The sequence below is a fragment of the Bradyrhizobium sp. SZCCHNRI3052 genome (genome assembly GCF_032484895.1).
Classification (GTDB): Bacteria; Pseudomonadota; Alphaproteobacteria; order Rhizobiales; family Xanthobacteraceae; genus Bradyrhizobium.
The window spans coordinates 1-18,656 of sequence record NZ_JAUETW010000003.1 but is presented as its reverse complement, the minus strand read 5'-3'; the positions used below and the strand labels follow the sequence as shown (position 1 = coordinate 18,656).

Below are 18,656 nucleotides of genomic sequence, written 5' to 3'. Positions count from 1 at the left end.
ACGAAAGGTGTCCGATGATCGGCATCGACGTCGTCGCGCCAGCGCATGCGCCGGCCACCGATCGGGACGAGCGACCGCTGACCGCCGTGACCTATCCGGTGCCTTGCGAGCAGTGCGGCCGGATCGTGCGGGTGGCGATGAACGCGCTGCGCCCACCCGGCTTCCACCGCCTCGACGAGCAGGTCGCGTGCCCCGACATCCGGGAGCGCCGAAGCAAGGGTGACGGCGGACTGCTGTTGATGATGTGCGGCCCCTTGAAGCAATCGCTCGCCGCACGATGCGATGCGGCCGAGGTCGAGGCCACCGCTCCCGGTGGCGGACAGGCGGGACGGGTCGTCTGCAGCATTCCCGGCGTCTCGATCGCTCAATACGCCCCGAACGAGGCGCGCAGCCGCGCGGAGATCTGGCAGGCGCACGGCTACGACAAGCTGGCCACGAGGCTGCGCGCGGCCGCAGCAAGGGCGGAGCGCAGGCCGCAGGTCTGGACCCGCGCTGCGGCGGCCAGCCTCGGCGCATTGTTGCTCGCTGCCGCCGCCAGCTGGTTCATGCTGGCGCGGGAGCCGGCCGCTCCCCCGCCAACACAGCCGCAAGCCGCCGAGGCCTCCGTGGCCGCGTCGAGCCGCGCAAGCGTCGAGAGTTCGGTGCGCGTCGTCACGGCAGAGGCCATGTCAGCCGCGACCGCCCCCGCCCCGGCGCCGCTGCCGAACGCGCCCTCGGACACTGCAACGCTCTCGCGTTCCACGGAAACCGCGCCGCTCGAGGCGCCCGCCCTGCTCGCGTCGGCAAGCGCTGCGACCGCTCCCGAGACTGCGCCGGCAGCAGAGTCGACCGCGACCCCAGGGCCGGCGGAGGCAGCCGCGATTCGCCTGCCTGACATGGTGACGATTCCAGGAGGGGCATTCGCGATGGGCGGCGTCGAGAGCTCCGAGCTTCCGGTCCACCGCGTCACGATCAAGCCGTTCGCGCTCGGCAAATACCCCGTCACGATTGGCGAGTGGAAGGCGTGCGTGGCTGACGGGGCATGCGCCGACGTGATGAGCGGCCCGGACGACAACCCCGTGACGAATGTCGGCTACGACGACGTCAGGGGCTATCTGGCTTGGCTCTCGCGGGCCGTCGGCAAGCCGTTCCGGCTCCCGACCGAGGCCGAATGGGAATATGCAGCGCGCGGCGGCGCAACGACGGCGTTCTGGTGGGGCGACCGGATGCGCTCCGGCATGGCCAATTGCAACGGATGCAACGAGCCCGGCGCGCCCGCGCAGCTCATGAAGGTCGGAAGCTTTGCGGCCAATCCGTTTGGCCTGTTCGACATGGGCGGGAGCGTCGACCAATGGGTGGCCGACAGCTGGCACAAGAGCTATCAGGGCGCGCCGTCCGATGGCTCGGCATGGATCGACGAGCAGAGCTTCGTCCATGTCATTCGCTCGGGTTCATGGAAGAAGGATGCGAGCTATGCCCGCAGTGGGAGCCGCGACCGCTATGATGGGCGCGTCAGGTATCCGACCCATGGCTTTCGCCTCGCTCTTTCGCTCTGATGCGGCCGCGGTATGCTGAGCCAGGCCAGCGTGCCGTCGACGCCGATGCCGGGCCTGCGCCCGCAAATGTCTCGCGCCACAGCGAACACCAGCGTCGCAGATCCGCAGGACGCCTGGTCTGCCGAGCCTCTTTATTCAAATTCTTATCGGGAATCGTAGGACGAGACCGATCGAAACCTCAAATTTGCCGCGCTACGCCCCATTCATGGACCGGCTACACCGTTCGATATTTGCGATCGATGATCGTCGTTGTTTATGAGTTGGGGATATGTGGAGTGAGAAATCTACGCGTCGCGCGCCGCTACTGGATCGGACGCCCTGGCGACGACGTCGTCTCGCCGCAGTCGCGACGCTCGGGTCCACCGTGTTGGCCTGCACGCTGGTGCTGTTGCCGACTCTCGCATGGGCGCAGGCGAAAACGGCGCCGAAGGACGCCTACCTGTATTTCATCACGCCAACCGACGGCGACACCGTGAAGACCGCGTTCTGGTGCCGGTTCGGACTTCGCAACATGGGCGTGACCCATGCCGGTGACGCCTTTGCCAACACCGGCCATCATCACCTCCTGATCGACGCCGATGAGCCGATCAGCCCGGGCGAGCCGATTCCGCAGGACAGAAAGCACCTGCACTACGGCGCGGGCGAGACCGAGGCCCTGATCGAGCTGCCCCCCGGCAAGCATAACCTGCAGCTCGTCCTGGGCGACGGCATGCACTTCAACTTCGATCCACCGCTGGTATCGAAGAAGATCACGATCACCGTGAGCAGTGCTTCGCAGAGGCACGGGCAGAGCGCCACTCACGCCCACCGGCGGACGCGGCATCTGCACGCGCACACCGCGCGTCAGGCGGCGCAACCGTCGGCCACCGAAGCGCCGCCGTCCGATCCGGCAAAATCGGCGGGAGCCGTCGATTTCATCAAGAGCTTCCTGTCGGGTGCGAAATGAGCCTCCGCCCGCTCCCCGATGGAGCCGGTTCGGCCGGCACATCAGTTCATCGCGACGTGCCGGAGCCTCCAACCGCAGCACTGCATTTGTCCGGCTCGGCTCTATTGATACGACCTCCAGACGCGTGGCTTGCTTCGCCTCGGCGAGCGCCAAGAGCGATCATCAGCATCGGTCCAAGCTCGGAGGCGAGGCGCTGGGAGACCACGCCATTGATCGTCGGGAACAGGTACGACAGGAAATAACCAGCCGCGAATGGAATGAACACCAGAGCCGTAACGGTCCAGCCTGGGATTGCGGCACCACCGACCTTGGCGTCAACGCCCATCCTGCCGAACATGTAGTCCGGCTCAAACTCCCAGAAATCAATAGTTCAGCTTGGAAACTGGCGCTCCCTAAGGAAGCAGGGAAAACCAACAAACTCAAAGAATCAGCACTCCTTTCGGGACGCCATGGCTGCGGTGCCCGTGGCCTCGCCCGACAGATGCTGGTCCGGCGAGTTGGGCTCATTCCCCGTCATGCGATCGCGCGCACCGCATTCGCGATCATCTCCGCCACCGATCCATCGTGGGCGAAGCCGAGGGCCAGCTCGGCGTTGGCATCCAACTCGGGATAGCGGCCGAAGACGTCCTCTATGCCTTGATCGGGATCGAACGTCACGCGCGCGGCGCGCTCCGCGCCGAGCAGCTGCGCCAGGCCGTCCACCACCTCGGCGATCGAGAGACGAAGCGCCGGAAGCTGCAGGGTTCCGCAGACATCGAGCTTCCCGGCGAGGAGGAGATTGTCGACGGCGGCCTTCGCGGACAACCACCAGGCCGTCGCGCCCGGCGACACCGGACAGACATAGCGCTCGCCCGCGGACAGCGCATGCAGCAGCTCGCTCATGAACGCCGATCCGAAGCCGCTCACGGGCCTGGGCCGCGCCACGATGCCGGGCAGCCGCAGTGCGATACCCGACAGATCTCCGCGTCGCGTGTGATCGGCGAGCGCGATCTCCACCATCCGCTTGTGCGCGCCATAGGTGATCGCCGGCCGCGCCTCCGTGCGTGCGCCGACCCGCGCCTCCGCAAGCGCGCCGTAGACGGCGATGCTGCTGGCATAGACCACGCGCGGCCGATGTCGGCTCTCCGCCAGCAGCTGGAAGAGATCCAGCGACGCATCGAGATTGACGCGGCGGCCGAGCGCGGGCGCGGCCTCGGCGCGGCCGCCGGGAATGCTGGCGAGGTGGAACACGAGGTGGAACGGCGCGGCGCCGAGTTGCTCGAGCACGGCGGGATCGTCGAGGCCGCCTCGGATCCAGGACAGACGCGCACCGGACAATCCCGCTGGCGCCTCGGCGAGATCGAGTGCGGTGATTTCAGCACCGTCCATGTCGATCAGCAACCGATGCAGCAGCGCACGGCCGATGAAGCCCGCGGCCCCCGTGACAAGAATACGCATGGTTCAATCCGGCCGATCGGCGCCCGCCGCACGAACCACGCGCTGCGCGACACGCCCGAACGGACCCGGCCGGCCATCGGCGAAGCAGGCCTGCATGGTCACCCCCTCACCGAAGCGCAGGAACGAGGTCCGCGCCGCGCCGTGTTCGATCATCTCGATCGCCCGGACCTCGGCAAGGCAGCTCGATCCGGCGGCGCGATCGGCGTTCGAGACCGTGCCCGAGCCGATGATCGTGCCGGCCGTCAACCGCCGCGTCCGCGCCGCATGGGCGATCAGCTGCGGGAACGAGAACGCCATCTCGCGGCCCGAGGCTGCGCCGATCCGCTCGCCATTGCGCCGGACATGCAGGGCCATGTCGAGCCGGCCATCGCGCCAGGCATCGCCGACCTCGTCCGGCGTCACCGCAAACGGCGCGAAGCTGGTCGAGGGCTTCGCCTGCAGGAAGCCGAAGCCGGTGCGAACCTCGCGCGCGCCGACCGCGCGCAGGCTCCAGTCGTTGATCTGCACCAGCAGCCGGATTCGTTGCGCAGCCTCTTCGGCAGAAGCAGCCATCGGCACGTCGTCGACGATGACGCCGAACTCGCCCTCGAAGTCGATGCCATCAGCTTCTGTCACGAAGGGAACATCGTCCTGCGGCCCGAGGAAGTCGTCGCTGGCGCCCTGGTACATCACCGGGACGGTGTCGAAGTCGGGGATCGGCGGCTTGTTGAAGGCGACATCCATCAGCCGTCCGTGATTCAGGAAGGCCGAGCCATCCAGCCATTGCGGCGCGCGCGGCAGCGGTGCGAGGCATCGCGCGGGATCGAACGCCGTTACATCGGCAGCCGATCCATCCTCGAGACTTTCAGCGAGCTGGCGCAACGCCGGCTCGACCTGCTGCCAATTCCGCAGCGCCGTCAGCAGATCCGGTGCGATGGCGCTGGCATTGCACGCGCGCGCCTGATCCCCGGAGACGATGACCAGGCCGCCGTCGGGGCTGCCGTTCCGATAGGTCGCGAGTCTCATCAGCTGGCCTTGGTCGGGTTGGCTTCGGGACCGAACTTGCCGTCGACCAGGATGAACAGCATCCGGCACGGCTTGTCGCTGCGGTTGGCCCAGGCGTGGTTGGTGCCGCGCTGGATCACCACGTCGCCGACCTTGAGGTCAGCGGTGCCCTTGTCGAGCACCAGCGTGATCTCACCGGAGATGACGATGCCATAGTCGATCGTCTCGGTGCGGTGCATCAGCGGATGTGGCGATTCCGTCGTCACGGTCGAGGCGTGGGGGTCGCCGATCTGGCTGAACGCGGCATTCATGCGCGCCGCGCCGTTGCGGAGAAAGTCCTCGGTATCCGGCGGAATGTCGACGAAGCGGATGCGGCTGCCATGCGTTGGCGGCGGCAGCCGCAGCGGCCCGATCGTCGGATCGGGACCGTTGTCGATCAGCGCCGGCGTTGCCTGCGTGCTCCAGACCTCGTGGAAGAAGGTGCCGGGGATCGCCGCCAGCTCGGTGACGGTTGGCAAGGCGCCGTCGGACGAGATCACGGCGGCGCCCTGCGCGTCATGGCCGGTGACGACGCGGCGGATCTGCGGAAGGGTCATGCTGGAGGCCTCCTGGTCAGGCGATTTCGAGAGAGGCGGCGGACGCTGCGCCGCGCGCAGCGAACACGCGCGAGAACATCACGACGGCGACGGATGAGATGATGACGGCGCCGAGCCCGAGCGCAGGATAGCCGAACAGCTGCACCAAGGTGCCGCCGAGAATGGGGCCGATCGCAGCGCCGATCATCAGCATCGCCGGCGTGCCGGCCAACGCCCGCGCGGTCGGGTCGAGACGCGACAGCAGCCCGAACGCAAAGGTGTGGGTGAAGATCATTACCGCGGCAAAGATCGCGGTCGGGACCGCATAGGCGACGAAGCCGGAGCCGAAGGTGATCGTCACGGCGATCAGCGCCTGGCAGACCGGGCCCGCCAGCAGCACGTGTCTCGCCGGTAGCCGCCGCTCCATTATGGCGGCGAGCGGCGCCGGCAGCAGGTTGACGAAGCCGAGCGCGATCAGCACGCCCGTCACCGCGTCAGCTTCGAAGCCGCGGTCAGCGCCGATGCGCTCGATGAAGCTGAACAGCATCGCCTGGGTCAGCGCCATGCAGCTGATGCCGGCAATGCCGAACCAGACGGCGCGCGGCAGATGGCTGACCTCCGCGATCAGATCCTCGTCACTGCGCACCACGCCCTTCGGAAATGATAGCGCCGCCGCCAGCGCCGCGACCGCCATCACGCCGGCAAACACGACGAACAAGGCCTGGCCGCCGAAGCTCGCCACGAGATTGGGCGTCATGCCGAGAAACAGAATGGCAAACACACCGAGCGCCATTCCGACGATGGCGAACAGGCGGTGCGGGTTGGCGCTGCGTGCGATGGTGCCGTGAGTGAAGCTCAGCCCGCAGGCCGCTGTTGCGCCGCCCAGCGCGTGCAGCATCGCGAGCAGCGCAAACTCCGACGTTCGGCTCGCGGCCAGGAACACCAGCGCGGCCACGGCGTATCCCGCAGCCGCCGCCAGGCGGGCGTTCATCCGGTTGAAGCGAGGCGCGAAGAACAGGCTGCTGAGCACGGCGCCCAGCAGGAACAGCGTGGCCAGCAGTCCCGCCTGCTGCGGGCTGAACCTGTAGCGCTCGATCAGCGCGCCCACCCAGACCGGCAGCGCGACGAGATCGACCATCCCGGCGCAATGCGCGACCATCAGCGCGATGCGCCCGCGCCACGTCTCCGTCGTCACCGTCATTGCTTCCTCCCCGTTGATGATGTTGTTCGTTGATGTTGTTGGCTCAGATCGGCTGCGTCAGCCCGACGATCGACTCGCGCATGATCCTGGCGTGCTCCGCCTTGTCGCCGTTCTCCATTTCGATGCGGCAGAGCTGCGCCGAGTTCTCGATCACCATGCGGCAGCGCTCCCAGCGGCGCGCATGGAAGCGGTCGAACGCCTCCTGCAGGGTCGTCGCGCGAGCCAGCTCCTCGGCCAGCACGATGCCGCTCTCGATGCCGATGCCCGCGCCGGAGGCGAGGTGAGGCGTGGTCGCGGCCACGGTGTCGCCGATCAGGATGACGCGGCCGCGATTCCACGGCGCCGGCACCAGCAGGTTGGCGAGCGGCCGATAGTCGATGGCGGCGTCGGGAGCGAACAGATGCGCCCGCAGTGCCACCAGCACGGGATCGCTGAACGGCGCCAGCAGGTCCGCGACCAGTTGCGGCCAGGACGCGCGCTCGGCCTGGAGCTTTTCCGGCCGCGCCTCCGTCACGAACATATACATGTGGCTCGGCGACACCGGGTTGACGCCCGCCTTGACCGCACCACCCAGCCACATCCGCGGACGCACGATGTCGGCCGGCCGCGGCAGCACGGCGCGCCAGACCACCTGGCCGATGTATTGCGGCGGCTTGACCTCGGGAAACAGCAGCGCCCGCGTCTTCGAATGCACGCCATCGGCAGCCACCACGAGATCATAACGGCCCGTCGTGCCATCGGTGAAGGCGACCTCGACATCGCCGTCGTGCTGCGTGATCCGCGTGTAGGTGCAGCCGACACGCACGTGAACGCCAGCGGCGCGCGTCGCATCGGCGAGGATGCGCCCGAGTTCGGGCCGCATGATTCCGCCGCCGCCGGGCACATCCGATCCTACGGCCTTCGGTGTCGGGATCTCGCCGATCCGATGCCCCGATGGCGCGAACAGGTCGACACCGTCAGCCGTGTAGCCGCGCCGCGCGAATTCCGCGAACACGCCGATCGTCTCGAGCGCGCGCAAGGTCGGTCCGCTGACCGTGATGCCGGCGCCCTCCGGCCGCCAGTTCGGATCGACCTCGACGAGATCGATGTTGATGCCCGCCTTGCGCATCTGGATCGACGCGGCCATACCGGAAAAGCCGCCTCCGATCGTCAGCACCCTGCTCACCACTGCCATGGTGCTTCCCCCTCTGCAGTCCGCCCTTGCGGGCATGTTATGACTTTACGAACAACTCGCCGTCGATGACGACGAGCTCGAGACGGCTCAACCGCTCGCCGCGGCACGGCCCCTGCACGCACAGCCCGGTGTCGGGCATGAACTCGGCGCCGTGCGCGTGACAGACGATACGCGTGCCGTCGGCGTTGAGATACGCATCCCTGCGCCAGGCCATCGGCGCACCGCCGATATGCGGACAGGCGTTGCGCCAGCCATGCAGCTGTCCGTGCCGGCGCACGACGAACAGGCTGTCCTGCCCCTCATCATCGGGATCGAAGCCGCGCGACTGCGCCTCGCCGATCTCATCGGCGCGGCACAGCCGGATCCATCGCGCCTCGGCCTCACGCGTAGTCGCCATTCTCGGGGATTCCGGGGCCGGGGTACCATTTCTTGCGCATCTTCATCAGGAAGGTCTGCGAATTGTCGGCGGATGCCGTCGCCTCGCGCGGCTGCCAGCTCGCATCGTGCTGGTCCATGTCGGCATCCATCTCGATGTGGCAGCCGAACGGGCTATTGAAGTACCAGAACCAGTTCGAGCCCAGGATGTGACGGCCGGGGCCCCAGAACGCCTGATAGCCCTTCTCGACGAAGCGATAGCCGTTGGTGATCATTTCCGAAGGACCACCGAAATGGAACGTGAAGTGCTCCACGCCGTGCATGTGCGGCGGCGCGCCGATCAGGAAATGGGTGTGATGGTCGAGCGAGCCGCCCGGCTGCAGGAACGGCCCGGTGCCGGTGAAGCGATCGGTGCAGCGGAAGCCGAGCCGGTTGACGTAGAACGCCTCGGCCTTCACCACGTCGGGCACGAAATAGACCACATGCGACAGCGAGCGCGGACGGATCACGCTGCCCGGCGGCGGCACGCCGAGGCTGTTGATCGGCCGGAACACCACGCCGCCCGGCGCATTCGAGATCTCGCTGGCCAGCAGGAACGGCCGCCGTGCCGTCAGTTGAAAGCCAATCACGAAGTCGGAATCGTCGGTCGACTCGATCGAGCCATCGGGCAGCCGCCGGACCTCGCGGTCGCGCCGCAGCTCGGCGGTGATCGCCCCCAGCGTCGCCTCGTCGGCGACGCCCATCACCGTCTTGCGCAGACGGCAGCCCGGCACGGGCGCCGGCGGCAGAGCCGGATCATCCTGCCGTGCGATCACCACGGCGGTGCCGTCGATCGCCTCGAAGCGGCCGCCGCGATCGGAGACGTCGACGGGCGTCAGCCCGTAATCGACCAGGAAGCGCGCCGCGCCTCTCACGTCGTCGACACCGAATATCAGGCTCTCCAGACCGACAATTTTCATAACTTTCCTCTCCACCTGCTGCTTCAGGCGATGTGTCCGTTCAATGTCTCTGCGACCCAGTCCGCGATGTAGTGGCCGGCATTGATGCTGTTGTCGAAGCTCGCATGCTGGGCGCCGCCTTCACGCGCGGTGAAGACCTTCAGCTCGCGCTTGGGCGAATTCACCAGTTGCTCATAGGTCCGCTCGGCCCAATGCAGCGGAATCTGCGAGTCCTTTTCGCCATGCGTCACCAGGAACGGCACCTTGATGCGATCGAGAATGCCGTCGAGGTGAACCTGCTCGGCAATCCGCATGAAGTCGTCCTGATCTCTCGCACCCCACACCCAGCGCACATGCGCCCAGTAATGCGGGACCGGGAAATCACCTTCCTTCTGCAGGCGCCTCTTCTGCACGTCGCGCCAATCGTGATTGGCACCCCAGGCGACGCCGCAGGCAAAGCGCGGCTCGAAAGCCACCGCGCGCGGACAGTAGTAGCCACCGAGCGAGACGCCCTCGAGACCGATCCGCTTCGGGTCGACGTCGCTGCGGGTCTCCAGCCAGTCGACGACCCGGGACGCCCAATGCTCGCTGTCATGGCGCGCGGTGAGACCCTGCAGCCGGAGCGCCTCGCCCGATCCGGGCTGGTCGATCACGAGCGACGACACGCCCCGTCGGGCGAGCCAGGCGGGCAAGCCGACGCGGTATTTCATCTCCTTGGTCGAATCCAGGCCGTTGACCTGCACCAGCAGCGGCGCCGGCCCGTCGCGCCCTTCCGCGCGGACCATGAGACCGGCAATGTGGGAGCCTTCATAGGGAATCTCGACGCGCTCGCAGTTCTCCCGCGCCAGTGCAATGCCCTTGGCGAAGACGTCGAGACATCTGCGGTACAGCGCCAGCCGCCCCGGCGCCTCGTGCGCCTGCAGACGCTCGCAGGTGATCAAATAGCTCGCTGCGCGGCCATATTTCTCGCCGGCCGACAGCAGCCGCCCTTTCGCCTCGTCCTCGGACGCGAGCGCACAGAGCTTGTCTGCCATCCGCGCCCAGGTCTCGCGGAAGGCCTGGGTACCGTTGGCATCGGGCTGCCGGGCCGCCTCCTGCAGCGGCGCGCACATCTCTTCGATCTCGCCGATCCGCGCGCCCATCTCGATCGCGAGATCGACCGAGAGATTCCAGACATAGTTGGTCGGAAAATACTTGAACATGAATGCACTCGCGACGCGCGGCCCGGCCACGCGTCTTCCTCGACGTTCTTCCCGAGGTCTGGCATAGCCCCGTTTGACCATTTCGAAAAATTGATTAACAAGATTGATCGCATTGATCTCTTGAATACCTCGAGCGAGGCCGCCGATGCGCTTCAACAACAAGTTCGACCTCAATCTCCTGGTCGCGCTCGACCATCTGCTGCACCTGCGCAGCGTCAGCGGCGCCGCCGCGCGCATGAACATGACGCAGTCCGCGATGAGCAATGCCTTGCTGCGTCTGCGAACCTATTTCGATGACGAACTGCTGGTGAAGATCGGCCGCAAGATGGAGCTGACGCCGCGAGCGGAGACGCTGAAGGACTCGATCAGGGACCTTCTGGTGCGGGTCGACTGGGCCATCGCCTCGTCTGCCGAGTTCGATCCCGCGCAGTCCGACCGCTGCTTCAAGATCCTGGCGTCGGACTACACGCTGGTGACGCTGATCCCGCGGCTGCTGGCGCGCAGCGAGGCCCTTGCGCCCGGTATCCGCTTCGACTTCCTGCAGCAGGTGCAGCGGCCGGAGCGCGCGCTCGAGCGCGGCGACGTCGACCTGCTGATCATCCCGGAGGAATTCAGCTCCAAGCTGCACCCGTCCGAGGTGATCTTCGAGGACGACTTCTGCGTCATCGCGTGGAGCAAGGGAAAGTATGGCAAGGGCAAGCTGTCACGGCAGGATTTCGCCAAGTCGTCCCACGTCGTGATGCGGCCGGCGATCGCGGCGCAATCGCTCGAAACCTATTATCTGGAGCAGCGCAACACGAGCCGCAGCGAGGACGTTTCGGTCTACGCGTTCACCGCCATTCCGCATCTCGTTGCCGGGACGAACCGCCTTGCCACCGTGCACCGGCGGCTCGCCATCGCCGCCCAGCGCAGCCTTCCCATCCGCATCATCGAGCTGCCGATCGCGCTGCCGGCGCTGCGGCAGCGCGTGCAATGGCATCGCTACCGCTCCAACGATGCCGGCCTGCTGTGGCTGCGCACTCTGATCCGCGAGGTCGTCGCCGAGCTGCCCTGACCACCGTCGACCGGCACTGGCGATGGCGAACGGCCGGCGCGAGACGCCGGCCGCCTTCGTTGATGAGCGATCAATCCAGCTTGCGCGAGTCAGCGCTTGATCGGTCCGGCTCCGGGCGGCGGCGCGGGCACCCAGATCGGGAATGCCAGATTGGCCCAGACCGTATCGCCGCGGCTGCCGTTCTCGACGTAGAATGTATGCTGGTAGTTCACGTTGATCTGGAAGGGACCCGCATTATAGGTCAGCGACGGGCCTGCATTGATCGAGCGCAACCGGTTGCCGTCCTGCACCCCGGCGAAATTGAATGCCTTGACGCCGTTGATCTTGTCGTCCTGATACTGATGCGTATAGCCACCGACGACGCCGAGCTTCCAGGCGCCGATATTATAGCCCGCGTTGAAGTCGACCACCAGCGCATCACCGCTGCGGTACTGCTGGGTCAGCTGCGTGAAGGCGTTGACCGAATCGGTATTGGTGCCGTTGAGCAGCAGACGTGGCGAGACGGCGAATTCGAAGCCCTTCGGATCGGCATAGCGATAGGCGAGGACGGGCGAGATGGTGGTGTAGTTCGTGCCGACGTTGAGGGGCTGCCGCGCCGAATAGGTGCCGGTGTTGGGCATGATGTCCAGGCCGACCGTGAAGGTCTGCACGGGCGACAGCGCCCAGCTCAGAATGATCGGCGAGAAGGTCAGATTGGCAAGGCCGTTGGCCTGGAACGATCCGCCGGGATTGGTGCTTTCGAGATGGACGAAGGGCACCACGAGCTGCGAATAGACATGGGCGCCGAAAAAGTCGCCGGGATAACTGGCGAGAAACCGCATCGTCTCCGACACGGCGGAGAGCTTGAAGTCGATCGGCAGCTTTTTGCCCTGCCCGTCATACAGGCCGTTGGCGCTGGTGTAGCTGGTCTGGCTGATCGCAAACAGGCCCGGGATCGGCGGAAACGACGCAATGAACACGCCGGGCGAGCCCGCCGGATAGTTGGTGGCCGCGTTCTCGGCGGCCCACGCACCCTGGATCATCCCGGCCAACATCAACGCTGCGGAAGCGGACCGCTGCAGTCCTCTTGTCATGAATCCCCCCTTGGTGGCGCGTTTTCTACGAAACGAGCTTGCCCCCGACCGACCTCACGGCGACGCGCCCGCGCCCGACCGATCGCGTCATTGATGAGCGATCCCAGATCATTCGTAAAATTGATCGTTTTGATCCGAGCTATTCACAGTCTCGATGTGCCGGCCTCACGGGCGTCGATTGATGTCGCGCTCCTTGGTTCGAGCAGAGTGAGCAACCACGGGCACGTCACCGACGACATAATCGATCTCACCCACCGTGTTGAAGATTGCCCGTACGAGGCCTGCAGTTCAGGCCTTGGATCAAACACAACCATAGATTGTTGGCGGCAGGCGCATAGGGCTCGAACCTAGGACCCGCTGATTAAGAGGCATATGACTTGCCAGTAACTTCCATGGTCATTCCACCAATGACGATTCCATGACGTCGGGCCACGCTGCTGGATGAGAGGCCGCATGGCGGATTCAAAATCAGTTTGATGATGCAACGATATCAAAGCCATTTTGGCAAATCGTCGAGACGAACTGCCGCAATATCAATCGGTTGTTTGCCTTCTCAATGAACGCGTCGTATCCCGACGCGCGGCGCGATCGGTTCAGCAGGCCGGCTGTTCGCGTTGATGGCGAAAAAACGCTGCGCTTGCAGACCGCTTTTCAAGTGCTGGCTGGATCAGTCTTCTCATCGTCAATCAATACGTGTATTCGCTGACACTCTCGTCTCCTACCCAGGACGTCGGGGCCGCCGGCTTCTGGCCGTTCATTATCGTTCGGTCGCGTTTGATGGCAGCGAGAGCCGCCCAGCAGAGGAATCGGTGAATGGGTTTCGCCACAGCTTTCTTGATGTCTGCGGCCGATTACCAGAGTCGTACGGCAGACATTCGACGCACCGCTCCGACCAGATTGCCATTCAATCTGCAAAAAACCATTCCAAGGAAACCAGAACGGTTGCATTCCTATACCGTCACTGCTAATCATCCGCAGAGGTTGTAGGGCATGTCGAAGAAGCGACTCTCCAATTTTTTTGTGCACGACCGCGCGGGCGAGACGAGGAATTTCTGAACGGAACGTCGGGAGGAGGTGCGCTGGTTGAATGTGTGGCGACTCGCGAACTTCTAGGGTGACTGTCCGGACGAGAGATATCCGTCAGCTATCGGCAGTATCCTGACTACTTTGCGTTCGAGACAGAAGGCAATGTTTGAGATCCCTCAGGCCTATGGCGAAGCTATCGCTGATGCTACTAGCATCGACAGCCTACTCGAGCTGCTTCTAGCCTCCACTGAGCGCTTCGGAGTGACCGGCGTCTTTATCGCTGACCTGCCGAGCCGAATGGAAATCCTCGAGCCTCATATCCAGCTACGTGGCTGGAATGATGCCTGGATCAGATATTATAATGAGAGAAATTATGTCCATATAGACCCGATTGCCCAACTGCTTCGGGAAAGAGCGACGCCGTACGTCTGGAGCGAGGAGTGTGCGGTTCAGCCGCTCACCGCAAAACAACGAAAGCTCATGGACGAAGCAAGGGACGCAGGACTGATTGACGGCTTCACGGTCCCCATCCACGGTCCGCAAATGCGCACAACCTGCGTATCGTTTGCGACGGGCGCCAAGCCGCTGCAGCGAAGCGATCGGCACAATCTTCATTTCATGGCGTTACTCAGTCATCAGCGTGTCGACCAAATGATACACGCGAAAAGACCTGCAACGGCGAAAGAGGAGCGAGCGTGCGTGCTCGCGCCGCGCGAACTGGAATGCCTACATTGGGCGATGCACGGCCTGAAATCCAAGGAAATCGCCTTTGAGGCTCGTCTTTCCAAGCGAACCGTCGATCAATATCTTCGCAACGCGATGTCGAAGCTTCGCGCCGGCAGCCGAACAGAGGCCGTCCGCATCGCGATATTGAACGGTTCGCTAAAGCCAGTATGAAGTAAATACTGTACTAGAACGGCATCGCCAATACTTCTGCAAAATGATCGGTTGGTCTCCCTACCCGAGGAGACCATGATGATATTTGCGTTCTACGAGGATTCAAAACTGGCGACCCCCAGCCTTATGGATGAAATCTACGATCTTAGATATAGGATCTTCGTGGAAGCGCTTGCGTGGTCAAGCCTTGTCAAGCCGGACCGGCGCGATCGGGACCAGTTTGATGGTGATGATGCGCTGCATGTAGTTGATATCCACGACGGACGGGTGATGGCGTACTCGCGGCTTCTTCCGACGACCAGGCCGCATCTCCTGTCGCACGTGTATCCGGAGCTGGTGCGGGGGCGATCATATCCGAAGGCGCCGGACATCTTCGAATGGACCCGTCTTTGCGCCAGGTCCGAGATCGGAGACGGTGACGTTCTAGCCTCGCGTCGACTGATGGTCGCCATAGCAGAGATATGCCAGTACCTCGGCATCACGGGTCTTATCGCGCAATCCAAGCCGGGTTGGGTACGGCGGCTGAACCGGCTTGGATGGAATGCGCAACCACTCGCCGATCCCGTGGTCTTTGATGGGCGACCGACCCTTGCGTTGGAGGCGAGAGTCTCTGACCGTACGGTATCTACATCGCGCAAATGCTTGGGAATCGACACTGACATCTTAGACCAACCATCCCTCCGAGACCTCGCCGCTTCCAAAGCAAAACGTCACATCTGCGCAGGAGCGCTGCGCAGGACCGGGGTACTTCACGCGCAACGAGAGATTGTACCCGAGCCGTTAGATCTATGCTCCTTGCAGGTGGACAGCGCCAACCGCACCTACAGCGCGGCGACCCCGGTGACCTAACCAGACCTCTCATTCCGGGCCCAAGTTGCCTTCTGGCTGTTGGCTACAGCGAGCCGCCCGCAAGCACCTGCAGGCGGTAAGCCCCGTCCAAGGACGAGAGCTCGGCAGTTCGAGTGCCGATCAGCAGTTTGCGGTCCGCCGCGCCAAGAGCGTGCCGAGCCAGCGTTCGCGCTGACAGCTGTGCGATCGACGATCGTCACCGCGGAATGGCTGGGAGCATTTGCCGATACTTCGCTCTCGGGCGACAGGAAGCGCGGGCTGACTGCGATTGTCGCACCGGACGGCAAGCCGGGCGCGATCGTCTCGGACAAAGTACCGAGCTCACCCGCAGCGTCATGATGAACCGGATGCAGAGATCCGCGACGAGTTCTTGAACGAAACGCTGTTCTTCGACCTTGCGGTCCGGCTCGCTGACAACAACAACCTGCAACCGCATTCATCCAGCACAGCAATTCGCCCAGCCGCTATTGCGGAACGCACATCAAGAGCCGCATTGCTAACCGGCGACCCACCTCGCGGGATACGACCTCTCACGCCGACTTTCGACAGAAGTATACCCCCGTGAGAACCAATCCAACTGCAGCAAAAATGCTCATCGAAAGCTGCTCTCCCAGAAAGATCACGGCTATCAAGAGTGATACGATCGGCTGTCCGAACTGCAGAGGCGCAATCGCCGAGACGCCTCCCTTGTCCAAAGCCCAGAACCATGCGGCGAATCCGATCAAGGTGCAAAAGACCGCAAGAAAGAACAGGGCCCCTCCTCCTACGACCGTCACCCCGGAGATCGCCTCCAGGACAGAGGGCAACAGCGGCGTCACAAGAGCAGCACCGAAGATGATCGACCATGCCGTCGCTCCGAACAGGCCAATTCGCGCAGATGCGCGAGCGCCTGCCACATATCCAATGCTGACCGTAATGGTGCCGATGAGAACGATGATGTCGCCCACCATTGTTCCACTGCCGAAGACATCGCCGTTCGAACGAGCGCCGATCAGAAACGTCTCACCACACAATGCCATCGCGCTTCCGATCAGCCAAAGAGTGCGGGGAAATGTCCGGGACAGCACATGCTGGACGATGGATGTAAACACCGGAGCGCAAGCCAAGACGAGAGCCGCGTGCGAAGTCGACGTTCGCGAGAAGCCCAGACCCTGCAGAAAGAACGAGCCACCGAACCCGATCACACCGTTGATCGCGACGGCGATCCAACCTCCCCTATCGGTCGGAAGCGGCGGCCGAAGCAGGAGAACCATTGGTAGGAGGAACATCGCGGCCAGGAGAAGTCTGGACGGCCCGATCAACGATGAGGGCATGTCATGGGCGACCAGTACCGTCGCGGCCGGAGTCGTTCCCCAAAACATGACTGCGATCAGCCCCGAAACATAGGGACCGGATCGACTGGATCCTGACTCAACCGGCGGCAACGGCGCGCCCGAGGAATCGGCTTCCGTATCACCCGATTTGACCAAAGATGCTTCCTCGACCGCCATGTGACTGCCTGTCAGCCCTACGGAATAAATCTCATGAGAGTCGCGCCTTCACGCTGCAAGGCCAACTCATCGCCAGCCAGCGTGATCGACTCGCCTTCGTTCCAAAGCGGCGTCAGGTTTCCGTAAAAGCGCGAGAAGATATGGCCAGATTGGCCGGTCGCAGTCATGAAGCGGGACCGATCCGGATCGCCGAGATCATATAGGGCTCTAAATGTCGGAACGTGTTTCCGCTCGAACGGGCGATCATGGTGCGGCTGCAGAGCACCTCCGCTGTTGAGCGTATACAGGTCCCCGCCACTTCCGACGCCAAGCTCGCTCAATGACCTGAAGATCGGTATCCGCGAGTAGAAGACGTGCGAAAGCGTCGAGATGTGCTCGTCTCCCCACCGCCATTTCGTCAGGTCAGATCCGCGGCGCCTCGAGAGCAGCGCCATAGCTTCTTCGAGAGCCCGCGTCAGACATGCACGACATTCCAGATCCGTCTCTTCGCCCGAAGCGCACCATTTGGGATGCTCCAGGATAAGCTTCCTGAGGAGCGAAGCCGCACATGGCCCGACATACTCAAGCTTCACCTTCGCCTTGTCATCGATCAGCATTCGTCGGAGCGCCTGCATCCACCCGTTGAAAATGAGCGGTTCTGCCCAGTCCTTGTGCATCGTGCCGTCCCACTTCGAGAGCAGCGCGAGGGCTTGCCGTCCCAGTGGACTGGACGGGGTTGCTCGAAGCAAAATCGGCAGAAGATCCTGAGCGGCGAGAGATAGAATGTCGGCCTGCATTTGGGCAGATGTTTCCAGCGAGTGCAATCTGATGTTGTCGAAAAACTGCTGGACTCTTTGTGTCCGATACGGCTCTTCCCAATCGCATCCCATAAAGACATCGTGCCCACACCAGGCCGGTCGACCATTCGCATTATGGATATAGCCACAGGCCGGATTGAACGAGTGCGGCATCTGCTCGAACGGAACGTAGCCTGACCAGTCTGCATCACCCGTTGATCCCGCCGCGGGATGCAGGCCATATTCCGACTTGCGCACTGGGACCCGCCCTAGACTCATCACTCCGATGTTGCCGGCGACGTCGGCGTAGAACATGTTCTGCGCAGGCGTTTCGTACAGCCGCAGACTATCCTTGAACTCCTCCCAATTCCGCGCCCGATTGAGCTTCAGAAACGCCTCGGCAGTGCGGTCACAATCTCCGAGCCCGCTGAAGGATAGCGCGATGACGCCATCGCTGCCCGCCAGCGCGGCAAGACGCGGGACAGCATCGGATAGCACCGGGCCATGCCGCGACTTGCGGATGGTGAATTTGACGTCGGGCCGACCTCGGACTCGGATCGTCTCTTCATGCCTGTCAAATGCGTGAGAGCCAGCCTGCGCAAGATATTTGGTCGGATCCGCCGGATCCAGAGTTTCCACGAACAGATCCTGAACGTCGGACATCGCCGCCGTGGTTCCCCAGGCGACGCTCTCGTTCTGTCCAAGCAGGATCATCGGTACGCCTGGTACTCCGGCTCCCTTCACCCATCCTTCGGGGGTGACGATCCGGCATAAAAACCAGAGCACTGGCGACGACACGTCAAGATGCGGATCGTTCGCGAGGAGCGGGTGGCCGCTGGTGGTTCGCTCGCCGGCGACGACCCAAGCATTTGAAGCGCCATTGGCCAATCCGAGCAGCGCTCCCATCTTGTCTGAAAAGTCGGATTGTCCGCGCGAGCCACCAGACCCACCCGACGCCGATGGTCCAGTCTTGCCCCGCATGGGATCGGGATAGAACGGGCCGGCATCGACCGTTCCGATTCTGCTGGTCAACTCGGCTCGATTCAGTGAGCTGCCACCGAAGTTTCATCCAGCAGAGTTTAGAGTCCGGGTGGGTTGTACGCCGAGTGGCGCGGGTGGAGCAA

General features: G+C 63.8%; 17 protein-coding genes. 5 read left to right on the top strand and 12 right to left on the bottom strand.

Annotated elements, in window-relative coordinates; translation table 11 throughout:
• The first annotated feature begins 14 nt into the window (after nt 1-14).
• Entirely contained in the window at nt 15-1,535 is a 1,521-nt protein-coding gene (locus QW887_RS10590; RefSeq protein ID WP_316194507.1) for a formylglycine-generating enzyme family protein, read from the top strand.
• Between the two features lie 382 nt (nt 1,536-1,917).
• The gene (locus QW887_RS10585) at nt 1,918-2,481 is read left to right on the top strand and encodes a DUF4399 domain-containing protein (protein ID WP_316164821.1); all 564 of its coding nucleotides are present in this window, start codon (nt 1,918-1,920) and stop codon (nt 2,479-2,481) included.
• Nucleotides 2,482-2,527: 46 nt separating this feature from the next.
• Here the strand turns inward: QW887_RS10585 and QW887_RS34910 are convergent, their stop codons facing one another.
• The 9 genes from QW887_RS34910 to QW887_RS10540 all read right to left on the bottom strand — a co-directional run bounded on the left by QW887_RS34910 (nt 2,528) and on the right by QW887_RS10540 (nt 10,367).
• Nucleotides 2,528-2,818, bottom strand: coding sequence for a hypothetical protein (locus tag QW887_RS34910; RefSeq protein ID WP_410051841.1), 291 nt, complete (start codon nt 2,816-2,818; stop codon nt 2,528-2,530).
• A gap of 176 nt (nt 2,819-2,994) precedes the next feature.
• On the bottom strand, nt 2,995-3,918 hold the full coding sequence (locus QW887_RS10575) for an NAD-dependent epimerase/dehydratase family protein (RefSeq protein WP_316164279.1): 924 nt from the start codon (nt 3,916-3,918) through the stop codon (nt 2,995-2,997).
• Nucleotides 3,919-3,921: 3 nt separating this feature from the next.
• Nucleotides 3,922-4,923: a fumarylacetoacetate hydrolase family protein gene (locus tag QW887_RS10570; protein WP_316194506.1), complete on the bottom strand. Its 1,002-nt coding sequence runs from the start codon at nt 4,921-4,923 to the stop codon at nt 3,922-3,924.
• Nucleotides 4,923-5,498, bottom strand: coding sequence for a cupin domain-containing protein (locus QW887_RS10565; RefSeq protein WP_315715576.1), 576 nt, complete (start codon nt 5,496-5,498; stop codon nt 4,923-4,925). Before QW887_RS10565 ends, QW887_RS10570 begins: the two co-directional genes overlap by 1 nt.
• Before the next feature lie 16 nt (nt 5,499-5,514).
• On the bottom strand, nt 5,515-6,672 hold the full coding sequence (locus tag QW887_RS10560) for an MFS transporter (RefSeq protein ID WP_315715801.1): 1,158 nt from the start codon (nt 6,670-6,672) through the stop codon (nt 5,515-5,517).
• Nucleotides 6,673-6,721: 49 nt separating this feature from the next.
• Nucleotides 6,722-7,852, bottom strand: a complete 1,131-nt coding sequence (locus QW887_RS10555; RefSeq protein ID WP_315715575.1) for an FAD-dependent oxidoreductase — start codon at nt 7,850-7,852, stop codon at nt 6,722-6,724.
• Between the two features lie 37 nt (nt 7,853-7,889).
• Nucleotides 7,890-8,249, bottom strand: a complete 360-nt coding sequence (locus tag QW887_RS10550) for a Rieske (2Fe-2S) protein (RefSeq protein ID WP_315715574.1) — start codon at nt 8,247-8,249, stop codon at nt 7,890-7,892.
• Complete coding sequence (locus QW887_RS10545; protein WP_315715573.1) at nt 8,233-9,186, bottom strand: VOC family protein; 954 nt, start codon at nt 9,184-9,186, stop codon at nt 8,233-8,235. Before QW887_RS10545 ends, QW887_RS10550 begins: the two co-directional genes overlap by 17 nt.
• A 23-nt stretch (nt 9,187-9,209) precedes the next feature.
• Entirely contained in the window at nt 9,210-10,367 is a 1,158-nt protein-coding gene (locus QW887_RS10540; RefSeq protein ID WP_315715572.1) for an alpha/beta hydrolase family protein, read from the bottom strand.
• A gap of 145 nt (nt 10,368-10,512) precedes the next feature.
• On the opposite strand from QW887_RS10540, the gene QW887_RS10535 reads away from it, so the two are divergent.
• Nucleotides 10,513-11,421, top strand: a complete 909-nt coding sequence (locus QW887_RS10535) for a LysR family transcriptional regulator (protein WP_315715571.1) — start codon at nt 10,513-10,515, stop codon at nt 11,419-11,421.
• 89 nt (nt 11,422-11,510) lie between these two features.
• On the opposite strand, the gene QW887_RS10530 is transcribed toward QW887_RS10535, so the two are convergent.
• Entirely contained in the window at nt 11,511-12,494 is a 984-nt protein-coding gene (locus QW887_RS10530) for a transporter (protein ID WP_315715570.1), read from the bottom strand.
• A 1,188-nt stretch (nt 12,495-13,682) separates the two neighbouring features.
• Between QW887_RS10530 and QW887_RS10525 the strand changes: the two genes are divergently transcribed.
• Nucleotides 13,683-14,417: a LuxR family transcriptional regulator gene (locus QW887_RS10525; RefSeq protein WP_315715569.1), complete on the top strand. Its 735-nt coding sequence runs from the start codon at nt 13,683-13,685 to the stop codon at nt 14,415-14,417.
• Nucleotides 14,418-14,495: 78 nt separating this feature from the next.
• Nucleotides 14,496-15,266, top strand: coding sequence for an acyl-homoserine-lactone synthase (locus tag QW887_RS10520; protein WP_316194505.1), 771 nt, complete (start codon nt 14,496-14,498; stop codon nt 15,264-15,266).
• Between the two features lie 530 nt (nt 15,267-15,796).
• Here QW887_RS10520 and QW887_RS10515 read toward each other — a convergent pair.
• Nucleotides 15,797-16,756 carry a DMT family transporter gene (locus tag QW887_RS10515; RefSeq protein WP_316194504.1) on the bottom strand — a complete coding sequence of 320 codons (960 nt, stop codon included), beginning with the start codon at nt 16,754-16,756 and terminating at the stop codon, nt 15,797-15,799.
• 17 nt (nt 16,757-16,773) lie between these two features.
• Complete coding sequence (locus QW887_RS10510) at nt 16,774-18,564, bottom strand: penicillin acylase family protein (protein ID WP_316194503.1); 1,791 nt, start codon at nt 18,562-18,564, stop codon at nt 16,774-16,776.
• Nucleotides 18,565-18,656: the final 92 nt, after the last annotated feature.